Below are 16,909 nucleotides of genomic sequence, written 5' to 3'. Positions count from 1 at the left end.
CCGAGAGTGATCACTCTCCGGCCTTGGCGACCAGCTCGAGTCCTTCCACGCAGATCTGCGTGGCCAGGGTGAAGTCGCCTTCGGACCGGGCCTTGGCCAGCACCCCACCGGCGGTTACCCAGCGTTCCCGCGCCTGCTGGAGCAACGGGTCGTCGGTTGGGCTGACGTTCTCCACGTACAGGCCCAACTGGTTGTGTCGGGAGCGGGCCGCGATGGCGTCGTCGTTGCTGCGCAGCCGCTGCCGCTGCCGCCCGAAAACCGCCGGAACCAGGGCGCCCACAGCCAGTACGACGACCGCGCCGCCGATCCACAGCCAAGTCATCGGATCATCCTCTCCAGCTTCTTGACCCGGGACCCGACGTCCTCGCCGTCCTCAAGCGCCCGCAGTACCAGCACGTACTCACGGGACACCTCCGCCTGCTTGTCCTGCTGCGGGTCGGCGCGTAGGACGTAGTCGCCGACCTTGCTCAGCCGGGCGTCGAGCGCGAGCCTGCGGACGTTGCCCCGGCGTTCCCGGCCGAAGAACCAGCCGACCACGCTGAACAGGAAGAAGAGGGCGACGCTGGCCGCCACGATCCCGCCGAGCGACAGCACGACGTCGCCGGCCGCCAGCTTGTCCGGGACCGCGCCGCGCCGGGGCGCCGTGGCCACCTTGTCCTGGCTGACCTGGGCGTCGAACGCCAGCACGTACTCCTCCACCTGGGGTGTGAGGTCGGTGGCGGAGATCCGGTACTTCCACGCGGTTTCGGCCGCCGCGATCAGCGGGAAGTCGAAGTTCCCTGCCTTGACCGGGTTGTCCGGATTGCTGAACTGCTTGCCGGTGCAGAAGGCGCTCCCATAGCCGTCCTTCTCGTCAGTGCCGAAGATGATCACCTCGTTGGTGGGCACCTGGACGGCCACGTCACCGCAGAACTTCTGGCGGGACCGCACCAGGGGCCGGCCGGGTGGCAGCGGGCGGTCGGCCAGGATCGCCACCACGATCGGCCGGTCGCCGATGACCTGGCGGACCCGGTCCGGGTTCACCACCGGCGGCGCGCCCCGCTCGACGTACACCGAGCCGTGCCGGAAGCCTTCGACGACAGCCCGTACGTCCGACGAGACCTTCGGCTGTTTCTGATATACGGCGACGCCCACGAGCGCGCCGACGACCAGCCCGAAGACCACCCACACCGGTACGCCGAGCAAGCGCTTGTTCACAGCAGCTCCAGCCCCTCGTCGGCGATCCGCTCCACCTCGGCCATCGCCACCGCGGTCTCGGCCTGCTCGAACATGTCCCGCGCGGTCGAGTAGCGCTCAGCCGCCTCAGGTGTCTGGTGGTCGAGCAACGCCGTGCCCAGTTCGCTGATCTTGGCGTACGCCTCGGCCTTCGCCTTGTGCATCGCGGCCCGCTCAACCTGGTGCTGCCGTCGGCGACGCAGACCGAACCCGGCGAGCGCGCCGCCGCCGAGCACCAAGGCGGAGGCGCCCCACGCCCACGGCGTGTACTTGGTGATCGTCGTTTGTGGATCGTAGGTCTGCGGCTGCGGGCGGCCGAACGGCTTGCGGCGGCTCAGATCGTGGAAGCGCAGCATGATCGACCCGACCCGGCCGTCGATCGTGCCGCCCTGTTGGAACGTCCCCATCTCGTAGCGGCCGGAGGCGTAGTTGCGGGCCGAGGAAAGGAGTTCCTGGTCCTTGCCGGCGATCTCCACCCAATAGCCTTGGGCTACCAGGACGATGTCGTCAGGGAATTCCTTGGCCAGTGCGGGGGCGTAGTCCACGAACGGCTCGCCCGGCTTCAGCGGCGGCAGCGCGGCGACCCGCATGGTGAACCCGGTCTTGTCCTTGACCAGCTGCCACGACTCGGCGGGGAACTTGTCGTCCCGGCCAGGCGCGTTGTAGACGGGATCCTGGCGTAGCTTCCCGGCCATGTCGGCCAGCTGGGCGGCGGTGGGTGCGACCACCTGGTAGTGCGGAACGGTGTCACCGACCGGGACTCCCTTGGCGTTGCGCGCGGCCGAGAGGACCGGGCCGGTGATGTCCATGTACGCCGCGATCTCCCGCAGCTCGGTCAGGTCGGCCGGACCGTACGACGTCGACAGCCCCTCCACTGTGATCAGTCGCACTTTCCTGCTGTCCGCCCACGCCTTGAGCGGCTGGTGGACCTGGTTGAGGTGGTCGTCGTACTTCGGGTAGTTGTTGCCGTCCTTGAACGGTTCCGTGAACGGCGCGATCAGCACCTTGGTGTCCGCTGACAGCTCGGCGCTGACCTTGGCCATGTCGATGTTCACGACCACCCCGGGCGCCTGGTAGACCTGCTGTGTCTCCAGGACCTTGATCGCGGCCGGGACGTCCAGCCTGGGCACGTGGGCCGGCCGCTGGGCCGGCGCCAGCAGCAGACCGAGCAGATCGATCACCAGAACAGGGTGGCACCCCAGGTCAGCGGCTGTCCGAGGTTCGGCCGAAGTCGTACCCGGCAGTGTTCACTGGATCACAGCCGACAACTGTCGGTTGGGCCACGCGCACCTGGGCGGACTAGCATCCCGAAGGGTCAAGGCCCGGTGGATGTTCGTCCCGAGTGGACTGCCGGCCCCACGCATGATGTTGGAGGCACCGAACCAATGTCCGCCGAAGCCGTCGAGGCGGAGCGGCCCACCCGACGCGGGACGCTGTACCGCGGCGTCCCGGGCATGTGGTCGTGGGTGGCGCACCGGATCACCGGTGTGCTCACGTTCTTCTTCCTGTTCGCGCACGTGCTGGACACCGCACTGGTGCGGGTGTCGCCGCAGGCCTACAACCAGGTCATCGAGACCTACAAGACACCGCTCGTCAACCTGATCGAGGTCGGCCTGGTCGGCGCGGTGCTCTACCACGCGCTCAACGGCATCCGCGTGATGCTGGTCGACTTCTGGGCCAAGGGCCCGCGCTACCAGCGCCAGATGCTGTGGGGGATCCTGGTGGTCTGGGTGCTGGTGATGGCGCCGGGCGCGTACTTCATGCTCGAACGCACGGTCCGCGACCTGTGGGGGCACTGATGACACTCGCTCTCGACAAGCCCCGCGCGCCGCGCCGGCCGTCGGCCCGCCGCAGCAACACCGAGATGGCCAGTTGGCTGTTCATGCGGATCTCCGGGGTGGCCCTGGTCATCTTCGTCCTCGGCCACCTGCTGATCATGAACATCCTCGACGGCGGGGTGCACCGGATCAACTGGGGCTTCGTGGCCGGCCGCTGGTCGTCGCCGTTCTGGCAGTTCTGGGACCTGTCCATGCTGTGGCTGGCGGAGATCCACGGCGGCAACGGGCTGCGCACGATCATCAACGACTACGCCCGCAAGGACGCCACCCGGTTCTGGCTGAAGATCCTGCTGTACGTCTCCATGGTGCTGATCCTCGCGCTCGGCACGTTCGTGATCTTCACGTTCGACCCGAACATGGACTCCTGAGCCCCACCACTCCTTGATCGTAGTCAGGAAGCGGATTCCCATGCAGTTCCACAAGTACGACGTGGTGATCGTCGGGGCCGGCGGGGCCGGCATGCGCGCGGCCATCGAAGCCGGCCAGCGCGCCCGGACCGCGGTGCTGACCAAGCTGTACCCGACCAGGTCCCACACGGGCGCGGCGCAGGGCGGCATGTGCGCCGCGTTGGCCAACGTGGAGGAGGACAACTGGGAGTGGCACACCTTCGACACCATCAAGGGCGGCGACTACCTGGTCGACCAGGACGCCGCCGAGATCATGGCGAAGGAGGCCATCGACGCCGTCCTCGACCTGGAGAAGATGGGCCTGCCGTTCAACCGCACGCCAGAGGGCAAGATCGACCAGCGCCGCTTCGGTGGGCACACGCGTAACCACGGTGAGGCGGCCGTCCGCCGCGCTTGTTACGCCGCGGACCGCACCGGCCACATGATCCTGCAGACGCTGTATCAGAACTGCGTCAAGCACGGCATCGAGTTCTTCAACGAGTTCTACGTGCTGGACGTGTGCATGACGCCGGACGCGAACGGCGACCCGGTGTGCACGGGCGCGGTCGCGTACGAGCTGGCGACCGGCGAGATCCACGTGTTCCAGGCCAAGTCCGTGGTGTTCGCGACCGGCGGGTTCGGCAAGGTGTTCAAGACCACGTCGAACGCGCACACCCTGACCGGCGACGGCATGGGCATCATCTTCCGCAAGGGCCTGCCGCTGGAGGACATGGAGTTCTACCAGTTCCACCCGACGGGTCTGGCCGGGCTGGGGATCCTGCTGACCGAGGGCGCCCGCGGCGAGGGCGCGATCCTGCGCAACGCGGCCGGCGAGCGGTTCATGGAACGGTACGCGCCGACGATCAAGGACCTGGCGCCGCGCGACATCGTGGCTCGTTCGATGGCCCTGGAAGTACTGGAAGGCCGGGGCGCCGGGCCGAACAAGGACTACGTGCTGCTGGACTGCACGCACCTGGGCGCCGAGGTGCTGGAGACCAAGCTGCCGGACATCACCGAGTTCGCGCGGACGTACCTCGCGGTGGACCCGGTGAAGGAGCCGGTGCCGGTGTACCCGACCGCGCACTACGCGATGGGTGGGATTCCCACCAACATCCACGCGGAGGTGTTGCGGGACAACGATCACGTGATCCCCGGGCTGTACGCGGCCGGCGAGTGCGCGTGCGTGTCGGTGCACGGCGCCAACCGGCTGGGCACGAACTCGTTGCTGGACATCAACGTCTTCGGCCGGCGCGCCGGGATCGCGGCCGCCGAGTACGCCGTCGGCCGGGACTTCGTCGACCTGCCGGAGGAGCCCACCGCGTTCGTCGAGGACCAGCTGGCGTTGATCCTGTCGGAGCACGGCCGGGAACGGGTCGCGGACATCCGGACCGAGCTGCAGGCCACAATGGACGCCAACGCGTCGGTGTACCGCACCGAGGACACCCTGAAGCAGGCGCTGCACGACGTACAGGCGCTGAAGTCCCGTTACGCGCACATCACCGTGCAGGACAAGGGAAAGCGCTACAACACCGACCTGCTCGAAGCGATCGAGCTCGGGTTTCTCCTCGAACTGGCCGAGGTCCTGGTCGTGGGCGCGTTGAACCGCAAGGAGTCCCGTGGCGGCCACGCCCGCGAGGACTACCCGAACCGGGACGACACGAACTACATGCGCCACACCATGGCGTACAAGCAGGACTCGTCGCTGACCTCGGACATCTCGCTGGAGTACAAGTCCGTCACCTTTACCCGGTACAAGCCGATGGAGCGCAAGTACTGATGACCGCAACAGTTGAAGCCGGTTCCCGCGGCGACGCGCCCCCCGTGCCGGACGGCGCCATCACGGTGACGTTGCGCGTGCTGCGGTTCAACCCCGAGTTCGACGACGAACCGCACTGGGAGTCGTTCGACGTCCCGGCCCTGCCCACCGACCGGGTGCTCAACCTGCTGCACTACGTGAAGTGGTACCTGGACGGGACGCTCACGTTCCGCCGGTCCTGCGCGCACGGCGTCTGCGGCTCGGACGCCATGCAGATCAACGGCGTGAACCGGCTGGCCTGCAAGGTGCTCGTGAAGGACCTGCTGGCCAAGCGCGGCCGGCCGACCACCATCTCGGTCGCGCCGATCAAAGGCCTCGAAGCCCGCAAGGACCTGCTGGTCGACATGGAGCCGTTCTTCGAGGCCTTCCGCGCGGTGAAGCCGTACCTGATCACGTACGGCAACGAACCCACCCGCGAACGGATCCAGTCCGCGGCCGACCGCGAACGCTTCGACGACACCACGAAGTGCATCCTGTGCGCCTGCTGCACGACGTCCTGCCCGGTGTACTGGTCGGACGGCTCCTACTTCGGCCCCGCCGCCATCGTCAACGCGCACCGCTTCATCTTCGACAGCCGCGACGAAGGCGCCGGCGAACGCCTGGACATCCTCAACGACACCGAGGGCGTCTGGCGCTGCCGGACCACGTTCAACTGCACCGACGCCTGCCCCCGAGGCATCCAGGTCACCAAAGCCATCCAGGAGGTCAAGCGCGCCCTGCTGTTCCGCCGGGTCTGAGTTGAGTAAGAAGTAAGAAAGTAATACTCTTACCTCATGCGACTGACTGAGAAGGGCCAGGTGACGATCCCGGTCACCGTGCGCGAGGAACTCGGTCTGCAGCCTGGCGACGAAGTCGACTTCGTCGTCGAGAACGGCGAGGCCAGGATCGTGCGGGCGGCGTCCTCGGGTCAACGCGGCCATCGGATCGTGGCACGGCTGCGTGGCCGGGGCGACGTGCCGATGTCGACCGAGGAGATCATGGCGCTGACCCGCGGTGACTGAACGCACTCTGGTCGACTCGAACGTTCTGATCGACCTGCTGACCGAGAACGCCGAATGGCTGGAGTGGTCCACCGCCGCACTTACCCAGGCGGCGGAGAACTGCCTCCTGGTCATCAACCCGATCATCTACGCCGAGGTCTCGATCCGGTTCCAGCGGATCGAGGACCTGGACGACGCGTTGCCACCGGACGATTTCATCCGCACGCCACTGCCATGGCCGGCGGCTTTCCTGGCCGGGAAGTCCTTTCTGGACTATCGGCGGCGAGGTGGGGCGAAAACCGCTCCACTGCCGGACTTCTACATCGGCGCGCACGCCGCTGTAGCCAAGTTCGCCCTGTTGACGAGGGACGCTTCCCGCTACCGCACCTACTTCCCCACGGTCAAGGTCATCGCTCCCGACGGCTGACAGCTCAGAGGGCGTCGAGAATGGCCACGCCGTAGGGATCCAGGTCGAAGCCGCCGATGTTGACGAGGAGCGCGACGCCGGTGCCACGGCTCGGGCAGAACGCCGCGTAGCTGGTGAAGCCGCCTGTGCCGCCGTTGTGCCAGACCGCGGTCCGGTGGCTCGCGGGCAGGGTGTACATGTGCCAGCCCATGCCGATCCGCAGCGCCGGGGTGATGGTGAACCTGGGTGTTTGCACCAGATCCAGGGCGGGTTTCAGGGTGTTCGGCGCTTCGCCCATGTGGCCGCGGAGGTACCGCAGCAGGTCGTTGACCGTGCCATACAGGGCACCCGCGCCCGCCAGGGTCGGCAGGTGCCAGTCCGGCGTGGTTTCGCGGGTCTCGGAGTCGTGGCCGTCGACCTTCCGGCGCTGCTGGTCCGCGTTGAGGGTGATCGTGGTGTCCTTGAGGCCCAACGGGTTCGTGATCTGGTCACGGATCAGCGCCGGGTAGTCGTCACGGAGGGCACGGCCGAGGAGGCCACCGCCGTAGTTGGAGTACAGGTACTTGGTGCCGGGATCGCTCAGCAGGGTCGTCCGCCCCAGCGCCGCGATCAGTTTGGCCTCGGTGAAGTGGGCGTACGGGTCTTTGGGGTCCAGATCCGGGTCCTCGGCCAGGCCGGGCGGCAGAACGTCCAAACCGGACAGGTGGGAAGTCAGGTGGGCCAGGGTGATCGGCGTGGCACCCCGGGTGGGTACCGGGTAGTTGGCGGGCAGGTGTGTTCGCAGCGGGTCGTCGATGGACAGCCGGCCGGCGCGGTCGGCGATGGCCAGCGCCAGTGCCGTGAATGTCTTGGTGATGGACCCGATCTGGAACACCGCGTCCCCGTTGACCGCGTACTGTCGCCGGTTCGCGACAACCCCGATCGCCACGGACGGAACTCCGGCGATCCCGGTCAGATAGTCCCGCCATCCGTCCACAAGAGACCTCAAGTCGCCGGAGCCTCCGGCGGACGCTGGGGCTCCGGCTGCGAGCAGCGCCGCTCCCGCGGTCGCTGTGGTGAGAACGGTTCGTCGGCTGGTCATGGTTCCCCTTTCATGCTGGCTCTTGAATCGCGGCCAGCACGACGAGGAGCGGTACCACCCGGCTGCCCGGCACGGCGTACTGGCCGCGGCCGGCCGCGCGAAGCCAGCCGGCGGCGACGAGTTGCCGGAGGTGGTGGTACAGCTGGCCGGTCGTGCCCAGCGACTCGTGTTCCTGGAGTTCGGCGGTGGACCGAGCACCTTTGAGGATCTCCTTGAGCAGCAACAGCCGCACCGGATGGCCCAACGCGGCGAGCACGCCGCTGAGATCCGACCAGTCCCGGTCGAACTGGTCCTCGGCCATGGCCTCCTGTTGCCACTCGTAGTACTCGCCCGTGGGCAACGAGACGGCACCCGTGAACAGCACCCCGCCGGAGTCCGGCAGGCGTTCACGCAGCCCGGTCAGCGCCCAGAACTTCGCGGGATCGACGCTTTTCCGTCCTTCCAGCGCGGCGACCCGGTCCTCCAGGGCAGCCAGACGCTCTTCCACCTCCATGTCAGTATGGTTACGTAATTACGTAAGAACGTCAATACCGCGATCCTGGACGGGTGGCCCGGCCGCCGGCGGCATCCTGCGCGGCGGCGCCCCCGTCCGTGAACGCCGCCAGCGCGATCGCCCAAACGTCACCGCGTATCGATCGTCAGGACGTGCATCGCGGTGGGATGAATAGTCACGGAAAAATCCCCTCGCGCAGGTGCACGAGGGGATTTTCCGAATGCGGGTTCAGACGCCCGCGGTGTTCCTGATGAATGTCCGACTGGCCGCGACGCTCGCGTAGTTCTGCGTGCCGTTCGGGTCGTGGCCGCTGTTCTCACCGGTGGAGCACACGCCGACCTGGACGCCGTTGAAAATCTCCGGGCCGCCCGAGTCGCCGTGCCACGCGGCGCCGCTCACGCCCTGGCTGCGGATCGCCCGGCCGCCGAAGGCGTCCGTGCTCGACCCGGTCACCCGGACGGTCGCGGTCTTGAGCACCGGCGACGCGGGCTGGTTGTCCCGCGGCCGGCCCCAGCCGTAGATGCTGTTGGTCGTGCCCGTGCCCGGGTCGGCGTTGCCGAGGGTGATGAACGTCGTGTTGATCGCGGTCCGCAAGTGCAGCAACAGGATGTCGCCGTTGGGCGAGGCCGCGGTCCGGTCGACCGTGCTGGCGGCGCCCTGGCCGAGGTTCACGTTCCCGACCCGAACGGACATGCTCGACCCGGAACAGTGCCGCGCGGTCAACACCCACTGGGCGGCGATGATCGTGCCGGAGCAGTTGAACTGCCCGCCGACGTAGACCTGCGCGCCCCACGGCGCGGAACTGACCGTCCCGCCACCGATGATCATGGGCACGCTGGTGTCGGCGAGCGCGGCCGGAGCGGCCATCGTGGTGGCCGCCGCCGCGAGAACTACAGCGGAAAAAAACTTGCGCATAGCAGCGCATTCCTTTCAGTGCAGGGGCAAAAAGGAATGAATTCGGGCCCGTTGCCACGCACCCGAACGTGATCGACGCTAAAACAGCGATCTGATAACGTAAACCCGTCGATAGTAGGTATAAAAAACGGGGGTGCTCCGGCGAACCGGAACACCCCCGCTGAATCTGGAAGTTACTTCGAGAACACGCGAATCGTCATCGACGTGCCGTCCTGCGACAGCACCTTGATCCGCACGCCCGTCGCGGGCAGTTTCACACCCGCCGTCGGCTGCTCGGCGTACCAGAACTTCTTGGTGTCGTCGAACAACGGCTGGGCGTCCCGGCCACGGACGTAGCTGGCCCGACCGCCCGCGTGCAACGTGAAGGAATCCGACTTCTGCAACGAGAAGGGCGCGTCGTAGCCGGCGATCCGCGGCCGCCACGGCAGGCCCTGCAGGTTGTAGATCGGCTCCGGGTTGGCGTCGATCGGCAGGATCTCGCCCTCACCAGGGTGCTGGCTCGAGTTGTTGTCCGCCACCGAAGTGTCCCAGTAGGACACCAGCAGGCCGTCCTGGTACGGGAAGTGGTCCACCTGCTTCGGCGTGGCCGGCGTGCCGAAGTTGTACGGCCCCGTCCGCATGTACTGGTCGAACGACGCGTACGTCCGGTTGGACGCCAGGTAGAAGTTGTCGAACGTCTGGGTCTCGGTGCCGGTCGTGGTCTTGAACCCGGTCAGCGTCCAGCCGGTGGTGGCACCCTCGGCGCCGTCGGTGAACACCGTGGTGCCGTCGGCGGTCACCGAGATCTCGTCGGCGAAGAAGCCGTTCAGCGACACACCGCCGTCGGTCACGTACCGGAACCGGAACTTGGCCTTCTTGCCCGTGATCGACGTCAACGGCACCGCCACGTCGACCCAGTTGTTCCCGCTCGACCCGGTCAACGACGGCGCGTTGGAGCCGTCCTTGCCGAACGGCGCACCGCCGACCGTGCCGTCCAGCGACGTCCAGTTGGCGCCGCCGTCGGTCGAGGCCTGCACGTACAGGTAGTCGAAGTCCTGCTCGATGTCATAGCGGGCCTTGAGGTTCAGCGTGGCCGACGTCTTGCCGGTCAGGTCGATGTCCCGGGCCGCGGAGCTGTCCAGGTTGTCGCCCTTGCCGCTCCAGTACATCTTCGTGCCGGCGACCGGTTTCCCGTAGTCGGTCGACTTCACCTTGTCCGGCAGGACGACCGCGACCGCCTGTGCCTTGGCACTGTTGTACTCGTGCGGGCCGAGGTCGATCTTCTTGTCCTGGCCGGCCACCACGGTCTCGTAGTCCAGCCAGCCCAGCTGCAGCTTGTCCCACGCGCCGAAGTCCGGCGCCCGGGTGCCGATGGCCTGGTCGGACGCTGCCGAGACCCGGCTCTGGGCCATGATCGTCCACCAGTTGACGCCGTTCTCGTTCGCCGTGGTCGGGCCCGAGGTGTCGTACTCGTCCGGCAGGCCGAGGTCGTGGCCGTACTCGTGGGCGAACACGCCCAGGCCGCCGTTCTCCGGCTGGATCGTGTAGTCGCCGACCCACAGCCCGGTGGAACCGATCTGGGTGCCGCCGCGCTTGTTGCCCGCGGGGCCGTCCGGCGAGTTCGGGAACGCGTACCAGCGGTGGCTCCAGATGGCGTCCTCGCCCTGGTACGGGTCACCGTCGGCCTGGTCGCCGCCGGCGTGCACGATCTGGAAGTGGTCGATGTAGCCGTCCGGCTCGTTGAAGTCGCCGTTGTTGTTGTAGTCGTACCGGTCCCACTGGTCGAGTGAGGCCAGCTCGGCCTTGACCGCGGCCGGGCTCTGGCCCTGGGCGATCTGGTCGTCGTACCACTTGCTGATCGCGTCGCGGACGAGGTCCCACGTGTTGTTGCAGATCGCGCTCGCGCACGGGAAGCCGTTGGACCGGCCGTAGCGGGCCTCGTTGAACTTGACCTTCACCCAGTCGGTGACCACACCGTCGACCGAGTACCGGCCGGAGGACTGCTTCTCGTAGAAGGTCTTCACCGACTCGACGCCGGCGCCCTGGCCGAAGTACAGCTGCTGGTAGTGCGCCCGGTCGTAGTTGGGCTGCCAGATCGTGCTGTTGTCGACCGCGCGGTTGGGGGCCGGGATCTGGTTGTGCAGCGGCCCGTCGAACCGGACCGGACCGGCCGTGTTCGGGTCGGTGTCGACGTCCGGGTACGCCGGGTCCCGGTCGTTGCCGAACTCGGCCAGGATCACGAAGATCTTGTCGGTCTTCTCCCGGCCCAGCTCGACGTACTGGTCGACCCGGTCGTTCTTGTTCGCGCCCTTCGCGGCGTCCGCCGGTTTCGCGCCGATCTTCGCGACCTTGCTCGCGCCGCGCTGCTGGACCTGCGTCCGGCCGGCCACCACGTCGGCCACCGCCTCCTGGCGCAGCGCCCGGCGCTTGTCCTCAAGCTTGTTCGTCAGGTCGTGGTTCACTGGCGCCGGATCCGCGGTGGTCCCCGCGGGTGGTGCCGCCGGTGCCGCGACCGCTGGGGCGGTCACCGAGCCGATCCCCAAGCCAACCAGCGCGAGCAGCGCTAAGCCAGCGGTTGTTCTTCGCACTTGCCCTCCCGTGCACTCGCTGCCGGGGAGCACGCACTCTCCGGCTGCAGACAAACCGGGCTGACAGTACGAAGTAATTCGAAAGGGTGAAATCCGCCATAGGTAGGGTCATCTATATCCGTGCATGTATTGCCAGGTCGGCCGGGTGCCGGACATCCGGGTCAGGACCAGAAAACCGCGAGCCCCACGTTCAGGACGACCAGGCCACCGAGGGTCGGACCGAGCCACTTGGGCGCCCGCTCCCTGCTGACGTTCATCACCGCGAGCACGCCGATGACGATCAGCACCAGCAGCTTGACGCCGAGCTTGATCTGGTTGTAGTCCTGGTGCGTGAGCGGCGCGAGAAGCATCAGCGCGACGCCGGTCACCAGCTGCAGGGCCGCGCCGTGCAGCCAGCCCTTGTTCAGCGGTGCGTCCTTGCCCGCCCTGAGCTGCAGCATGAACGTGCCGAGCAGCATGGCCATGCCCAGCAGGTGGAGGAAGATCAGCAGGTGCCGGACGAAGTCCACGTCGGTCGGTCTCCTTGTCCTACAGGGTGGTGGGCAGCGGTCGAAAACAGCCAGACCGGCATTATTCGCCCACGCTTTACCCGGTCACCCGGCACCCCGGTGCACGGGGCCGTCGTGTCACATCACGATCGAGTGACTAGCCTGCAGGGGTGCCCGAACGAGATCGGCAACCGGCCCGCGTACTGACCCTCTGCCTCAGTGTCGTCGCCGCCGTCACGTTCGCCGTCCCGACGGCGACCGCCGCGCCGTCCGACTCGCGGCAACCGCCCGCCAGCGGCAGCGGCAGCTCCTCGGCCAACTCGTCCAAGAGCGCTGGCAAGAGCTCGTCGTCCAGCGCGTCGAAGCCCCCGCCGCCGGCCGTGTGCCCGTCCCAGGTGGCACCGCCGCAGGTGCCCGACGAGGGCGACGGCGACCCCATGGCACAGCTGGACGTGCCCAGCGAACCGGTCGGCGGTGACCGGATGGGCGACTGCGGGGCCGTGCTGCCCAGCAACGCCACGCTGCCGCCGGGCAACCTCAACTCCGCGGCCTGGGTGATCGCCGACCAGGACAGCGGCGACATCCTCGCCGCGTACGCGCCGCACGCCCGGCAGCGGCCGGCCGGCACGATCAAGGTCCTGCTGGCCATGGTCGCGCTGCGGGACCTGGACCCGAACGGGATCATCGTGGCCACCAAGGAGGACACGCTCGCCAAGCTGTCCAAGGTCGGCCTGGTCGCGGACGGCAAGTACACCGCGCACGACCTGATCCGGGCGCTGATCGTCACCTCCGCGTCGGACGTGGCCAGCGCCATCTCCCGGGCGCTTGGCGGCGCCGACGAGGCCGTGAAGAAAATGAACGCGCTGGCCGCCGACCTCAAGGCGGACGACACTCGCGCGGTCAACCCGAACGGCACGGACCAGCCGGGGATGAGCACGTCCGCGTACGACATGGCGACCATCTACCGGGAGGCCATGCGTATCCCCGAGTTCGCCGACGCGACCGGCGCGGGCAAGGTCACCATCACCCCGCAGGGCAACCGCAAGACCGGGATCAGCCGGACCAACGACAACTACAAGCTGCTCGACGACTACAAGGGCATGACCGGCGGCAAGTCCGGGTTGACCACCGCGGCCAAGAGCACCTTCGTGGGCAGCGCCGAGCGCAACGGCCGGCACGTCGTCGTGTCCGTCATGCGGTCGGAGAAGCCGCCGATGGACCAGGTGGAGGCGCTCCTGGACTACGGCTTCGACCTGGTCAACGCCAAGGTCCAGCCGGTCGGCAAGCTCAGCGGGCTGAGCGACCCGCCCAAGGCCACCCGCGAGACCAGCGTGGTCAACAGCGCCGACAAGGACGACAACGAGGCCCAGCCCGGCCAGGGCGACCTGCAGCGGTCCGCGTTCGGCAACTTCGGCCTGCCGGTCACCATCCTCGCCGGGGTCGTGGTCCTGCTGGCCATGCTGATGACCGTCCGCCGGAAAATGGCCCGGGCCAGGCGCCTTCGCACGCAACGGGCCCGTTGACTTGACCAACGGCTTACACCCTAACCTGGGTCGGTGGTCCTGACCTCAAGGCGAGTCGTCGCCGTCCTGCTCGCTGTGCTGTGCCTCGCGCTGTCGACGAGCCTCGCCGCGGCAGCGCAGCCGGACGCGGCGTGCCAGGACAAGGCGGCGCCACCCAAGCCGGTCGACACGTCCGAGAACCCCAAGCCCGGCCAGTCGTCGCCCGGACCGCTGCCGTTGCCGGACACCCCGGCCGGCGGCCCGAAGATGGCGTCGTGCGGGATCACCGTGCCGCCGGGCGCGCCCGAGCCGCCCAAGGACGTCACCACCGTGTCGTGGGTGGTGGCCGACCTGGACAGCGGCCAGATCCTCGGCGCGAAGGACCCACACGCCCGGGAACGGCCGGCCTCGCTGATCAAGGTGCTGCTGTCGCTCGTCGTGATGGACGAGCTGAAAATGGACACGGTCGTGACAGGCACCACGGACGACGCCAACCAGGACGGCACCCGCGTGGGCATCGGCCCAGGCGGCCAGTACACCAACCAGCAGCTGTTCTTCTCGCTGCTCATGCGCTCAGGCAACGACTGCGCGCACGCGTTGGCCATGCAGCTCGGCGGCGTCGACCAGGCGGTCGCGAAGATGAACGCCAAAGCCAAGTCGTTGGGCGCGCTGGACACCCAGGTCGCGACGCCGTCCGGACTGGACGGGCCGGGCATGATGACGTCCTCGTTCGACCTGGCGGTGTTCTACAAGGAGGCGATGAAGCACCCGCTGTTCGCCCAGGCCGTGGCCACCAAACAGATGGACATGCCCGGCTACGGCGGCAAACCCGGCTTCAAGGTCAACAACGACAACCGCCTGCTCGGCACGTATCCCGGCTTCCTCGGCGGCAAGACGGGTTTCACCGACGACGCCCGGCACACGTACCTCGGCGGCGCCGAACAGGGCGGCCACCGGCTGCTGGTGGTCCTGATGCGCGGCGAACAGCACCCCGTGCTCATGGCCGAGCAGGGCGGGCACCTGTTCACCTGGGCCTTCGACCTGTACAAGACCAACAAAGCCGACGCGGTCGGCCAACTCACCGGCCCCCAACCAGTGGGCGCGCCGCCGTCGAGCGGCGCCGGCTCGGTCAGCGCCCAAGCGGGCGGATCGCCGGCGGGGACAGCGCAAGGCGGCAAAGCGATCGCCAACAACCAAGGCGCGCTGCCCACGATCGCGATCTCCGTGTCGGCCGTGGCCGTGCTCGCGTTCGCGATCTGGCGGATCCGCCGACGCTACGCCCGCCCGGCTATCCCGGAGCCAAGTGACGCGGAGCAGACGATCCAGCTGCCCCCGATTCGCTAGCGGTCGCCGTCCACGCGGTGATCCACAACAGGAACCGGGCAACCAGGTTCGCGAACACCAGCAACCCGATCACCGGCCCGAACAACGCGCCCGTGGGCGAACTGGTGACACCACTGAGGTAGATCGCGCCGAGCTGCTTGAGGATCTCGAACCCGACCGCGGCCGCCACCGCACCCCGCACCGCGCTGCGGACAACAACCTTCGCCCTCGGCAACCGCGTGAGAACCCACAAGAACACCAACCAGTTCGCCGCGACCGACAACACCAAAGTGGCGACGAACAAAAGGAACCGCGCCCACCCGACCCCCGCCAAACCGACGAGCCGCAGCAGCAGGTTGCCCAACCCGGTCCCAGCGGCCGTGAGCCCGAACGACACCACCAATGCCCCACCCAACCCCAACAACGCCAAGAAGTCCTTGAGCGTGGTGGACAACAGCGGAGTCGGCCTGCGTTCGTGCCCCCACTGCGCGGTCAACGCGTCCCGCAAGTTGCTCATCCACCCGATGCCCGAGTACAGAGCGGCGACCAGCCCTAGAATCCCCACTGCCCCCTTGGAGTTCAGCGCGGCGGTGACAATGTCGTTGATCGTGCCCCCGAGCGACCCGGGAACCGCCCGGCTGATGCCGTCCTTGAGCTGGTTCAACAACTCGGGCTGAGCGGACAGCACAAACCCGGCGACCGAGAAAGCGATCATCAACAACGGAAACAGCGACAACACACTGAAGTACGTGATGGCCGCAGCGAACTGGTTGCCGTACCGCTCGGCGAACGCCTCATTGGCCCGCAGCAAATGATCGAACCAAGCCCACCTGTCCCGAAGCTCCCGCACCTTCCCAGCCACCGAACGAAGGTACTGGCAAACGACGAGTCCCGCAGAACAAGCAGGTCAGGAAGCCGGCCTCAGTTCGACCGCGAGACGCATCCCCAGCGCGCCGGCGATTCGTTCGAGCACCGGTAGGGTCGGCACAGTGCCGCCGGCCTCGAACCGTGCCATCGCCGACTGCGTCATCCCGGCCCGTGTTGCCAACTCGGTCTGCGACCACCCTCGCTCTTCCCGGAGCGTCCGTACCTCGACACCGAGTTCGAATGCGATACGCGCGGCGTCGTAAGAAGGATGAGCACGGTCAACACCGAGTTCGTCGCGCAGCTCGCTCCAAGAGGTCCGCTCGGTCACGACATCTCCTCGTCCACGGTGTGCCGCTCTTCCTGACACCATCGCATCGCTCGGCGAGCCCGCTCAATCTCCGCGGACTCACGCATCTTCGTCTTGCGCCACACCGTCAGCAGGATGATCCGCCTGCCTGAGGCGATCCAGTAGCTGATTCTCCTCGGCTTGTCGCCCAACCAGAATCGCCCCATAGCTTAGATGCTATAGCGAGAACACTACAGCCCGTAGCCAGGGTGCACTCTATGTAAGCGACAGGCTGGGCAAGTCCTTCGTATTGAGAGCCGAAGTGTGTCAGGCGCCCTGAGAAGCCCCGACCGGAGCGGGCTGCTGCGGCTCCACTGCCTGGATTCGGGCGGCCAAGCGAGCCTTGGCCGACTTGCGGACGAACCGCCAAAGACCGAGCAGCAGCCCGATCATGCCGAGCGCGGCGGCGGTGATGCCGACCGGGCCGGCGATGGTGGTGGACATGTTGCTGTCGATGCCGCCGTTCTGGGCCGCCGCGGCGGCGTGGGCGGTCACCACGAGCATGAGGCCGGCGACGGCCATCATCTTCTTCACCAGCGAACGGGTCCTGCGGCCAGCCACCCGGTTACGCACTGGTTCGCCTCCTGCGACACACGACCGACCTGGCGCCCCCCGATCGAGGGACACGGTTGCTACCGAGCCGAGAAAAAGCTACCGAGTGTGTCAAGTATCGAGACTTTCCCCGA

Annotated in this window: 20 protein-coding genes; 8 read left to right on the top strand and 12 right to left on the bottom strand. The window is 67.6% G+C overall.

The window, feature by feature from the left end:
* Positions 1–10 precede the first annotated feature (10 nt).
* Genes EV192_RS06500 through EV192_RS06490 form a run of 3 tightly spaced genes read right to left on the bottom strand, consistent with a single transcriptional unit; the run spans position 11 to position 2,396 of the window.
* Positions 11–322 (bottom strand): hypothetical protein, encoded by a 312-nt coding sequence (locus tag EV192_RS06500; RefSeq protein ID WP_132111982.1) that lies wholly within the window; start codon positions 320–322, stop codon positions 11–13.
* Positions 319–1,197, bottom strand: coding sequence for a hypothetical protein (locus tag EV192_RS06495; protein WP_132111980.1), 879 nt, complete (start codon positions 1,195–1,197; stop codon positions 319–321). Before EV192_RS06495 ends, EV192_RS06500 begins: the two co-directional genes overlap by 4 nt.
* Positions 1,194–2,396 carry a hypothetical protein gene (locus EV192_RS06490; RefSeq protein ID WP_132111978.1) on the bottom strand — a complete coding sequence of 401 codons (1,203 nt, stop codon included), beginning with the start codon at positions 2,394–2,396 and terminating at the stop codon, positions 1,194–1,196. The genes EV192_RS06495 and EV192_RS06490 overlap by 4 nt, the downstream gene beginning before the upstream one ends.
* Positions 2,397–2,600: 204 nt before the next feature.
* Here EV192_RS06490 and sdhC point away from each other — a divergent pair, with 204 nt between their 5' ends.
* From sdhC to EV192_RS06460, 6 genes are read left to right on the top strand one after another with little or no spacing between them, the layout of a single operon-like run.
* Positions 2,601–3,014 (top strand): succinate dehydrogenase, cytochrome b556 subunit, encoded by a 414-nt coding sequence (gene sdhC / locus EV192_RS06485; protein WP_132111976.1) that lies wholly within the window; start codon positions 2,601–2,603, stop codon positions 3,012–3,014.
* Positions 3,011–3,421, top strand: a complete 411-nt coding sequence (locus tag EV192_RS06480) for a succinate dehydrogenase hydrophobic membrane anchor subunit (protein WP_132113092.1) — start codon at positions 3,011–3,013, stop codon at positions 3,419–3,421. The genes sdhC and EV192_RS06480 overlap by 4 nt, the downstream gene beginning before the upstream one ends.
* 40 nt (positions 3,422–3,461) lie before the next feature.
* Positions 3,462–5,216 carry a succinate dehydrogenase flavoprotein subunit gene (gene sdhA / locus EV192_RS06475; RefSeq protein WP_132111974.1) on the top strand — a complete coding sequence of 585 codons (1,755 nt, stop codon included), beginning with the start codon at positions 3,462–3,464 and terminating at the stop codon, positions 5,214–5,216.
* Positions 5,216–5,992: a succinate dehydrogenase iron-sulfur subunit gene (locus EV192_RS06470; RefSeq protein WP_132111972.1), complete on the top strand. Its 777-nt coding sequence runs from the start codon at positions 5,216–5,218 to the stop codon at positions 5,990–5,992. Before sdhA ends, EV192_RS06470 begins: the two co-directional genes overlap by 1 nt.
* A 36-nt stretch (positions 5,993–6,028) precedes the next feature.
* Entirely contained in the window at positions 6,029–6,256 is a 228-nt protein-coding gene (locus tag EV192_RS06465; RefSeq protein WP_132111970.1) for an AbrB/MazE/SpoVT family DNA-binding domain-containing protein, read from the top strand.
* The gene (locus tag EV192_RS06460; RefSeq protein ID WP_132111968.1) at positions 6,249–6,662 is read left to right on the top strand and encodes a type II toxin-antitoxin system VapC family toxin; all 414 of its coding nucleotides are present in this window, start codon (positions 6,249–6,251) and stop codon (positions 6,660–6,662) included. The genes EV192_RS06465 and EV192_RS06460 overlap by 8 nt, the downstream gene beginning before the upstream one ends.
* Positions 6,663–6,666: 4 nt before the next feature.
* Here EV192_RS06460 and EV192_RS06455 read toward each other — a convergent pair whose 3' ends face one another.
* The 5 genes from EV192_RS06455 to EV192_RS06435 all read right to left on the bottom strand — a co-directional run bounded on the left by EV192_RS06455 (position 6,667) and on the right by EV192_RS06435 (position 12,206).
* A complete protein-coding gene (locus EV192_RS06455) occupies positions 6,667–7,722 on the bottom strand; it encodes a serine hydrolase domain-containing protein (RefSeq protein WP_132111966.1) in 1,056 nt (351 codons plus the stop codon).
* A gap of 10 nt (positions 7,723–7,732) precedes the next feature.
* Positions 7,733–8,215: an ArsR/SmtB family transcription factor gene (locus tag EV192_RS06450; protein WP_132111964.1), complete on the bottom strand. Its 483-nt coding sequence runs from the start codon at positions 8,213–8,215 to the stop codon at positions 7,733–7,735.
* A gap of 228 nt (positions 8,216–8,443) precedes the next feature.
* Complete coding sequence (locus tag EV192_RS06445) at positions 8,444–9,130, bottom strand: S1 family peptidase (protein ID WP_132111962.1); 687 nt, start codon at positions 9,128–9,130, stop codon at positions 8,444–8,446.
* A gap of 173 nt (positions 9,131–9,303) precedes the next feature.
* Positions 9,304–11,697: an immune inhibitor A domain-containing protein gene (locus tag EV192_RS06440; protein WP_132111960.1), complete on the bottom strand. Its 2,394-nt coding sequence runs from the start codon at positions 11,695–11,697 to the stop codon at positions 9,304–9,306.
* 161 nt (positions 11,698–11,858) lie between these two features.
* Positions 11,859–12,206, bottom strand: a complete 348-nt coding sequence (locus EV192_RS06435) for a hypothetical protein (protein ID WP_132111958.1) — start codon at positions 12,204–12,206, stop codon at positions 11,859–11,861.
* A 149-nt stretch (positions 12,207–12,355) separates the two neighbouring features.
* On the opposite strand from EV192_RS06435, the gene EV192_RS06430 reads away from it, so the two are divergent.
* Together EV192_RS06430 and EV192_RS06425 are read left to right on the top strand one after the other, a co-directional pair.
* Positions 12,356–13,708 (top strand): D-alanyl-D-alanine carboxypeptidase family protein, encoded by a 1,353-nt coding sequence (locus EV192_RS06430; protein ID WP_132111956.1) that lies wholly within the window; start codon positions 12,356–12,358, stop codon positions 13,706–13,708.
* Between the two features lie 33 nt (positions 13,709–13,741).
* Entirely contained in the window at positions 13,742–15,031 is a 1,290-nt protein-coding gene (locus tag EV192_RS06425; RefSeq protein ID WP_243726660.1) for a D-alanyl-D-alanine carboxypeptidase family protein, read from the top strand.
* Here the strand turns inward: EV192_RS06425 and yhjD are convergent.
* The 4 genes from yhjD to EV192_RS06405 all read right to left on the bottom strand — a co-directional run bounded on the left by yhjD (position 14,976) and on the right by EV192_RS06405 (position 16,796).
* On the bottom strand, positions 14,976–15,872 hold the full coding sequence (gene yhjD, locus EV192_RS06420; RefSeq protein WP_132111954.1) for an inner membrane protein YhjD: 897 nt from the start codon (positions 15,870–15,872) through the stop codon (positions 14,976–14,978). The two genes, EV192_RS06425 and yhjD, sit on opposite strands and share 56 nt — an antisense overlap.
* Positions 15,873–15,917: 45 nt before the next feature.
* Positions 15,918–16,205 (bottom strand): helix-turn-helix domain-containing protein, encoded by a 288-nt coding sequence (locus EV192_RS06415; RefSeq protein ID WP_243726659.1) that lies wholly within the window; start codon positions 16,203–16,205, stop codon positions 15,918–15,920.
* Positions 16,202–16,390 (bottom strand): hypothetical protein, encoded by a 189-nt coding sequence (locus tag EV192_RS06410; protein WP_207925898.1) that lies wholly within the window; start codon positions 16,388–16,390, stop codon positions 16,202–16,204. Before EV192_RS06410 ends, EV192_RS06415 begins: the two co-directional genes overlap by 4 nt.
* Positions 16,391–16,490: 100 nt before the next feature.
* Positions 16,491–16,796, bottom strand: a complete 306-nt coding sequence (locus EV192_RS06405; RefSeq protein ID WP_132111950.1) for a hypothetical protein — start codon at positions 16,794–16,796, stop codon at positions 16,491–16,493.
* Positions 16,797–16,909: the final 113 nt, after the last annotated feature.

Source organism: Actinocrispum wychmicini (assembly GCF_004345645.1).
In the GTDB taxonomy this organism is placed as follows: Bacteria; Actinomycetota; Actinomycetes; order Mycobacteriales; family Pseudonocardiaceae; genus Kibdelosporangium; species Kibdelosporangium wychmicini.
This window is presented reverse-complemented; position numbering and strand designations above follow the sequence as displayed.

What these genes read in the sequence shown, in the direction of transcription:
- EV192_RS06500 (WP_132111982.1), bottom strand. Translation starts at nt 322, where the DNA reads ATGACTTGGCTGTGGATCGGCGGCGCGGTCGTCGTACTGGCTGTGGGC.
- EV192_RS06445 (WP_132111962.1), bottom strand. Translation starts at nt 9,130, where the DNA reads ATGCGCAAGTTTTTTTCCGCTGTAGTTCTCGCGGCGGCGGCCACCACG.
- EV192_RS06465 (WP_132111970.1), top strand. Translation starts at nt 6,029, where the DNA reads ATGCGACTGACTGAGAAGGGCCAGGTGACGATCCCGGTCACCGTGCGC.
- sdhA (WP_132111974.1), top strand. Translation starts at nt 3,462, where the DNA reads ATGCAGTTCCACAAGTACGACGTGGTGATCGTCGGGGCCGGCGGGGCC.
- EV192_RS06410 (WP_207925898.1), bottom strand. Translation starts at nt 16,390, where the DNA reads ATGGGGCGATTCTGGTTGGGCGACAAGCCGAGGAGAATCAGCTACTGG.
- EV192_RS06455 (WP_132111966.1), bottom strand. Translation starts at nt 7,722, where the DNA reads ATGACCAGCCGACGAACCGTTCTCACCACAGCGACCGCGGGAGCGGCG.
- EV192_RS06450 (WP_132111964.1), bottom strand. Translation starts at nt 8,215, where the DNA reads ATGGAGGTGGAAGAGCGTCTGGCTGCCCTGGAGGACCGGGTCGCCGCG.
- EV192_RS06470 (WP_132111972.1), top strand. Translation starts at nt 5,216, where the DNA reads ATGACCGCAACAGTTGAAGCCGGTTCCCGCGGCGACGCGCCCCCCGTG.
- sdhC (WP_132111976.1), top strand. Translation starts at nt 2,601, where the DNA reads ATGTCCGCCGAAGCCGTCGAGGCGGAGCGGCCCACCCGACGCGGGACG.